Consider the following 8,244-nt stretch of genomic DNA (forward strand, 5'->3'; position numbering starts at 1 on the left):
TTATATAAGAACCCTCTACGCATTCTTGCACATAAATAACAAGGGTTCTTTTCTATTCCATGTACGACATTGAATATATCTGACTCATAGAATTGAATAGGAATACCTAGCTTTTCTGCGTTCTCTTCAATCAATTTTCTATTGGCAGGATTATAGCCTGGATCCATACAGATGAACTCTAAATCAAAATGAAACTTTCCATGTCTCTGTAATTCCTGTAATAGCTTCGCAAGAAGCATTGAATCCTTTCCACCTGAAATACATACCGCAATCTTATCACCAGGTTCAATGAGTTCATAATCCTGAATACCCTTAATAAATCTACGCCATAAAGGTTTTCTAAAATTTGTAATAATACTACGTTCTATCGCTTTTATGTTATCCATTATTTCACCTCTTGTCCCTACTAAACCAATAGGAATATACTCTAAAATTCAAGGTTATCCTATAAGGATAACCTTATCAAAAAACATTATAAACAGTTAATAGGCGTGAATGCAATTATTATCGACCAAAATACGCATCAATACCATTCGCAATACCTTCCGCAATTTTCTGCTGGAAATCACTGTTGTTTAACTTTCTATCTTCATCACCATTAGAAATGAATCCCATCTCAAGTAAGCAGACAGGTGTCTTACACCAGTTGATTCCACTTAAGTCATTACGTGCAGCCATTCCTCTATTTCTAATACCTGTAGTACTGCAATAATGATTAAGTACTGTTCTTCCTAAAGATTGTGAAGCAGACACATTACCTGCACTCATATAAGGATTTCCATTAGCTGGTTCCTGTACACTTGCACCAGTCACACCGCTATTATCGATACCATCACAATGTAATCTAATAAAAGCACCTGCTCCTGCATTATTAGCCATTTCAGCTCTTTCTCTATTAGAAATATTTACATCATTGGTTGTACGGATCATAACAACCTTATACCCTCTAGACTGTAATACATTTCTTAGTTTCAAACTCACATTAAGCGTTGTCTGGTATTCAGGAATACGTGTCGCAGTACCTGTTGCCCCTCCTGCGACCTTAGCCTTTTGTGTTGAAGCACCAGGACCAATCGGTTCCAATTGTGAATTACCTCTTGCTTGATGTCCTGCATCAATGGCTACCACATTATTATTTGTTGCAACAGATGCCTGTTGTCTTTTTAATTCTTCCTGTTTTTTAGCTTCCTCAGCTTTCTTCTGTTCCTCTAATTTTTTCTGTTCTTCTATTTTTTTCTGTTCTTCTAGTTTCTTAGCTTCTTCTTCCTTTTTCTTTTGTTCCTCTAATTTCTTATTTTCCTCTTCCTTTTTCTTTTGTTTCTCTACTACTGCCGTATCTTTCTTTTTTGTCTCTTTCGTAGTACCACATGCCACAAACAATATACTACATAATAATAAGCATAATAATCTTTTCATCGTCTTACCCTTCCTTATCTTTAATAATATACTATTTTAGAGGTAAAAAAAAGATAACAGATGTAACTCTGTTATCTTGTGAATAGTGTACCACTACCATCCTTAGATAATATTTCAATAAGAATAGAATGTGGAATACGACCATCAATAATGACTGCTTTTGACATATTACCTTTTAATGCATGAGTAATACAATCCACTTTAGGAATCATACCTCCTGCAATAATACCTTCTGCTTTTAAGTTTTCTACATCCTGGATAGATACCTCTGGAATCAATGTCTTTTCATCATGAGGATCTCTTAATAAACCAGGAATATCACTAACTACAATCAAGTTTTCTGCTTCTAGACTATCCGCAATAGCTGCTGCTGCATAATCTGCATTCACATTATAGCTATTACCTTCATCATCCATTGCGATAGATGCAATAACTGGAATATATCCACTCTTGATTGCATCCTTAATGATTTCATTGTTCACCTGTGTAACAGTGCCTACATAACCTAATTCGTCTTTAATCTTCTTCGCCTCTAATAACTTATTATCAATACCACAAAGACCTACTGCACGGCCTCCCCCATTCATAATCAGCTTTACAAGATTTTTATTGACTTTACCGGCTAATACTTCCTGGACAATATCAATTGTTTCTTCATCAGTATAACGCAACCCATCAATAAACTTTGATTCTATACCAGAACGTTTTAATGCCTTATTGATTTCAGGCCCCCCACCATGAACCAATACCACATTAATACCAACTAAAGTCATTAGACATATATCAGAAATGACATTGTTCATCAATTCTTCATTGATCATCGCATTTCCACCATATTTTACTACTACTGTCTTACCATTGTATTCCTGTAAATAAGGAACAGCTTCAGATAAGATTTTTGCTCGATATATTTCTCTTTCTTCCATTATGTTCTATATTCCCCATTAATCTTCACATAATCATAAGTAAGATCACAGCCCCATGCTGTTGCATCCCACATACCATCATTTAAATCAATATTGATATCAATCTCATCTTCAGATAAGACCTTTAATGCTTTGTCTTCATCAAAGATAACACCCATGCCCTTCTCACAAACATGAATATCTCCTGCAGATGAAGCTAATGTCACGGATACTTTGTTGATGTCTAGATCAGCATCAGAATAACCGATAGCACATAAGATACGACCCCAATTCGCATCTCTACCAAACATCGCTGCTTTAAATAAAGTAGAAGTGATAACACTCTTTGCAACAATCTTGGCATCCTGTAATGTCTTCGCATTCTTGACATTACATGTAAGAAGTTTAGTTGCTCCTTCACCATCTTTCGCAATACCACGAGATAATTGTTCACAAATATGATATAACGCATCCTTCATAATATTATAAGACTGATCCTTCAAGACAATCTTATTATTCTGTGCCATACCATTTGATAATACACATAACATATCATTAGTAGATGTATCCCCATCAACACTGACCATATTAAATGTATCATCTACAACTTCATGTACCATTGCTTCTAGACATTCTTTAGAAATAGCTACATCACTTGTTACAAAAGCAAGCATTGTTGCCATATTTGGATGAATCATACCAGAGCCCTTTGCGATAGCCCCAATATGACATTTAGCATTACCTAGTTTAAACTCTACTGCATATTCTTTAGGCTGTGTATCAGTTGTCATGATTCCATAACATGCATCATGAGACCCATCTACATTTAACCCTTTTACAAGTTCTTTCATATGATCTTTAAAAGGATCAATAGACATAGGCTGACCAATAACACCAGTAGAAGCGACAATAATATCATCTTCCTTTAAACCTAATTCCTTTGCAGCTAAAGCACATACTTCATTTGCAAGCTCAATACCATTTGAATTACATGTATTCGCATTACCTGAGTTACAGATAATAGCTCTTGCACGACCATTCTTTAAATGCTGCTTTGTAACTATCAAAGGAGCACCTTTTACTTTATTTTGTGTATATGTTGCAGCTGCTGTACATAACTCTTCACTCACAATAAGAGATAAATCCTTCTTAGATTTATTCTTTCTCATTCCTGCATGAATACCATTTGCGCTAAATCCTATTGGTGCACATACACCACCAAGTATATCTTTCATAACATCCTCCTTAAAATGATGGAGCAACAAGATTTAAACCTGTGTTCTCATCGAGTCCATACATAATATTCATATTCTGTACTGCCTGACCAGCAGAACCTTTCACCATATTATCAATTGTAGACACTACAATTAATGTATGATCACGTTCATCCATATGTAATGAAATATCACAATAGTTAGATGCTTTCACAAACTTTAAGTCTGCGACCTGTCCAAGAGGTAATACTCTCACAAACTGTTCATCCTTATAAGCCTCTACATATGTTTCATAGATTTCTTCTAGAGACTTATCTACAGGAACATAAATAGTAGAAACAATACCACGGTCTACAGGAAGCAAATGAGGGACAAATGTGATATGTACATCTTTTTCATTCATCTTACTTAATTCCTGCTCAATTTCTGGTGTATGTCTATGTACACCTACTTTATAAGGATGGAACGATTCATTACATCTTGGAAAATGCATACCATCACTTAAGTTCTTACCGGCACCTGTTGTACCTGATGCTGAATCAATAATAATCTTCTGTGATACATTGAGCTTATTCTTTAATAAAGGATAGAGGCCTAAAGTAATAGTTGTAGGATAACAACCAGGATTTCCAATGATAGAGGCATCCTTGATCTTATCTCTATTGACTTCAGGTAAACCATATACCTGATTCTTATGAAGTTCTGGTAAGTTATAATCTAAACCATACCATTTCTGATAATCTTCTTCTTTATCAAGTCTGAAGTCAGCCCCTAAATCAATAAACTTCTTACCCTTTTCTACACATGTCTTGGCATACTTTTCAGATAAGCCATGAGGAAGAGATGCAAAAATAATATCTGCTTTCTCAATGACTTCTGTATCCTCAATAAACTCTAAATCACATACCTGATAGAAGTTAGGATAAAGATCATAAATCTTCTTACCAGTATAGCTATGTGAAGAAATAGCTGTTACTTCTGCTTCAGGATGCATTAATAAGATTCTTAATAGTTCACATCCTGCATAACCACTTGCACCAATAATACCTGCTTTAATCACAATATCCACTCACTTTCTGATTGATTCTATGAATATTCTCCATCTCAATTTTAGGAGAAGGTCCACCAACAACTGCTCTGTTGTTAAGACATGTTTCTAATGAAATAGCCTGATAAACATCTTCACCAAACATATCTGTATAACCTGTATAAACATCTAGAGGAAGTGTTTCTAATGTTTCTCCATGTTCAATACAGTATCTTACAAGTTCCCCAGTGATCTTATAAGCATCTCTAAATGGCATACCTTTCTTAGTGAGATAATCTGCACAATCTGTTGCATTAATAAATCCTCTTGCAGCAGCATCTCTCATCTTATCTTTATGAACAGTAATAGTTGCCATCATATCTGTAAAGACTGGAAGACAAAGCTTGACTTCATCAATTGCATCAAATAAAGCTTCTTTATCTTCCTGCATGTCTTTATTGTAAGCAAGAGGGAGTCCCTTCATCATTGTAAGTAATGTATTCACATCACCAATGACTCTTGCACTCTTACCTCTTACTAATTCTGCAATATCTGGATTCTTCTTCTGAGGCATAATAGAAGAACCTGTTGCATAGGCATCATCAAGATCAATGAATTTGAATTCCCATGAACACCATAGAATCACTTCTTCTGAGAATCTTGATAAATGCATCATGATTGTGGCTAAGGCACTTGATAACTCAATCGCATAATCACGATCACTCACACCATCTAAAGAGTTATACATAATATCATACATACCTAATTCTTCTGCCACAAATGGTCTATCTAATGGATAAGTTGTTGTTGCAAGTGCACCACTTCCTAGAGGTGATACATAAAGTCTCTTATCAACATCTTCTAAACGATCAATATCTCTTAAGAACATTGATGCATAAGCCATTAAATGATGTGCAAAAGTAATAGGCTGTGCTCTTTGTAAGTGTGTATATCCTGGCATGATTGTATCAAGGTTATGTTCAGCTAAACCTGTTAATGTATGAATCAGGTTCACTAACATTTTCTTGATTTCTAGAATTTCATCATGTGCATATAAACGAAGATCTAATGCAACCTGATCATTTCTAGAACGTCCTGTATGTAGTTTTTTACCAGCCACTGGATAACGCTTTGTGAGTTCACTTTCCACAAACATATGAATATCTTCAGCTTCAGGATCAAAGAGGAGTGTACCCTCTTCAATCTCTTTTAAAATTGCATTTAAACCTTCTACAATCTCTTCATAATCTTTCTCTTCAATAATACTCTGTTTACATAACATCTTTGCATGAGCAAGAGATCCTCTGATATCCTGCTTATACATACGATGATCGAATGAAAGAGATGAATTGAATGCATTGACTTCATGATTCAATTCTTTAGAAAATCTACCTTTCCACAATACCATATCTTAAACTCCTATTTCTTTTTCTTCTGATCTAACTTAGCTTTTACCTTGATTGGTAAACCGTATAATGTGATGAATCCTTTAGCATCATACTGATCATAATCATCATCTTCATCAAATGATGCTGTCTGTAAATCATGTAATGTATCTGGAGATGTTACACCAGCACCTACGATATTACCCTTATATAATTTAAGTTTAACATCACCATTTACGTTTTCCTGAGTCTTATCTACGAATGCAAGTAATGCTTCAGTAAGTGGTGTATACCACTGACCGTTATAGATATTATCAGCAAGCTTTAAGCTTACCTGCTGTTTGAAATGCTGTGTTTCTTTATCTACAGTAATTTCTTCTAGGTTCTGATGTGCTGCATATAAAATAGTTCCACCTGGTGTTTCATATACACCTCTTGACTTCATACCAACAAGTCTGTTTTCAACCATATCTGCGATACCAACACCGTTCGCACCACCGATTTCATTTAACTTAGCTAACATTTCTACTGGTTCAAGTTTTTCACCATTTAATGCTACAGCTTCACCCTTTTCAAAAGTTAAAGTGATATATGTTGGAACATCTGGTGCTTTTTCTGGTGAAACACCCATTTCTAGGATTTCATCATACTTAGGTTCATTAGCTGGATCTTCAAGATCTAAACCTTCATGAGATAAATGCCATAAGTTCTTATCTTTAGAGTAATTTGTTTCTCTATTGATCTTTAGAGGAATCTTTCTTGCTTCAGCATATTCGATTTCTTCTTCTCTTGATTTAATATCCCATTCTCTCCAAGGAGCTATAATAGGCATATCTGGTGCGAATGCTTTAATAGCTAATTCAAATCTTACCTGGTCATTACCTTTACCAGTACATCCATGACAGATTGCATCTGCACCTTCTTCTAAAGCGATATCTACTAACTTCTTCGCAATAATTGGTCTTGCAAGAGAAGTACCTAACATATACTTACCTTCATATAATGCATTGGCTTTAACTGCTTCAAAACAGAAATCCTTAACAAATTCAGGTTTACAATCTACACAAATATATTTAGAAGCACCTGTCTTTGCAGCCTTTTCATCAAGACCATCAAGTTCTCCAGCACCCTGTCCCACATCAGCAGCAACTGCAATAACTTCACAACCATAATTTTCCTTCAACCAAGAAATAATAATTGAAGTATCTAATCCTCCACTATAAGCTAATACAACTTTCTTAAATGTTTTCTTTTCCATAATTTTCTTCTCCTTTAAATGTTTGATGTTTTATTTTAATGCCCCACTACTTAACTAAATCGTCGTTCCTTCATATCAAACACCCCTTTAATAAACAAAAAACGCCTCTGGATTAATCCAGAGACGTATATAAACGCGGTACCACTCTAGTTGCTTGTATCATACAAACCACCTCTTCATTAACGCAGATTCACGTTCTGTTATACTCAATTCCAACAGACTCTCCCGAGTGCGTTTCTCTTATATCTTCCTGATGACCTTCCACTCTATGTCATCTCGCTGTAGGTGATTGTAAGATACTCTTCTCGTTCATCGATTTGTTTATTTGACTTGGGCTTATAATACAATCACTTTTTTACTTTGTCAATAATTTTTCTTTAAATATAAACAAAATTGTTTACTTTCTGTTTTTCGTAAATTTTAACTCTTCTTTGTGATTTTTTTCATTTTCGCAATATATGCAGGACTGCCATCATATTGATCATAGCTAGAAATATAAACAGTTTCTTCACCTAAGTAAACTGCAATACCTAACTGTTTTTCACCTTCATAAAGGTTGTATTTGATGAGTGCTTCAGGAACTTTTTCTTTCTCATCTTTTGATAGTTCAACCTTCTTATACTGGATATTCTGATACTTTAAATCACTTTCAAATGTACATGTATCTTTATTGATTTCATAAACAAGATACGCATTATAAGCGTCCTTCTTCTTTATGTAATTCTTCTTATTTGCATATACGATTTTCTCCTGTTTGTACTGTCCAAAGCTGTCTTTGAGTGGCATAGGTTCTGCAGGTGAGCAGGCACATAACATCATTGTCACTAATAAAATTAATATTTTCTTCATATTCACCTCTCCATTCCACACTACTATATCATATCAAACAACTAAATAAATCAAACCTAATCAAAATACACAACACTTACATATTCATTAAAAAATTAGTAGTGTTTTTATTTTTATTCGCTCTTTTTAAGTAAATTGTTGCTTTAGGTTATCTTATTCAGCAAAAATACCATAACGATTCGTAATATGC

7 protein-coding genes, 1 pseudogene and 1 other annotated feature are annotated in these 8,244 nt (G+C 34.6%); all 8 genes and pseudogenes read right to left on the reverse strand.

Going from position 1 to position 8,244, the window contains the following annotated elements:
- Positions 1-386, reverse strand: a pseudogene (locus B2S90_RS06990) (tRNA 2-thiocytidine biosynthesis protein TtcA); the annotation flags it as partial.
- A gap of 118 nt (positions 387-504) precedes the next feature.
- Positions 505-1,416 (reverse strand): N-acetylmuramoyl-L-alanine amidase, encoded by a 912-nt coding sequence (locus B2S90_RS06995; protein WP_286696779.1) that lies wholly within the window; start codon positions 1,414-1,416, stop codon positions 505-507.
- A gap of 71 nt (positions 1,417-1,487) precedes the next feature.
- Positions 1,488-2,342, reverse strand: coding sequence for an acetylglutamate kinase (argB, locus tag B2S90_RS07000; RefSeq protein WP_055233246.1), 855 nt, complete (start codon positions 2,340-2,342; stop codon positions 1,488-1,490).
- Positions 2,342-3,556, reverse strand: coding sequence for a bifunctional glutamate N-acetyltransferase/amino-acid acetyltransferase ArgJ (argJ, locus tag B2S90_RS07005; protein WP_055233247.1), 1,215 nt, complete (start codon positions 3,554-3,556; stop codon positions 2,342-2,344). Before argJ ends, argB begins: the two co-directional genes overlap by 1 nt.
- 10 nt (positions 3,557-3,566) lie before the next feature.
- The gene (gene argC / locus B2S90_RS07010) at positions 3,567-4,595 is read right to left on the reverse strand and encodes an N-acetyl-gamma-glutamyl-phosphate reductase (protein WP_055233250.1); all 1,029 of its coding nucleotides are present in this window, start codon (positions 4,593-4,595) and stop codon (positions 3,567-3,569) included.
- A complete protein-coding gene (gene argH, locus B2S90_RS07015) occupies positions 4,588-5,970 on the reverse strand; it encodes an argininosuccinate lyase (RefSeq protein ID WP_055233248.1) in 1,383 nt (460 codons plus the stop codon). The genes argC and argH overlap by 8 nt, the downstream gene beginning before the upstream one ends.
- An 11-nt stretch (positions 5,971-5,981) precedes the next feature.
- Complete coding sequence (locus B2S90_RS07020) at positions 5,982-7,205, reverse strand: argininosuccinate synthase (protein WP_006506230.1); 1,224 nt, start codon at positions 7,203-7,205, stop codon at positions 5,982-5,984.
- Between the two features lie 116 nt (positions 7,206-7,321).
- Positions 7,322-7,527: a binding site (T-box leader), on the reverse strand.
- A gap of 98 nt (positions 7,528-7,625) precedes the next feature.
- Complete coding sequence (locus B2S90_RS07025; protein WP_279080170.1) at positions 7,626-8,054, reverse strand: hypothetical protein; 429 nt, start codon at positions 8,052-8,054, stop codon at positions 7,626-7,628.
- Between the last annotated feature and the right edge of the window lie 190 nt (positions 8,055-8,244).

The sequence above is a fragment of the Catenibacterium sp. UBA627 genome (assembly GCF_002299355.1).
Lineage (GTDB): Bacteria > Bacillota_I > Bacilli_A > Erysipelotrichales > Coprobacillaceae > Catenibacterium > Catenibacterium mitsuoka.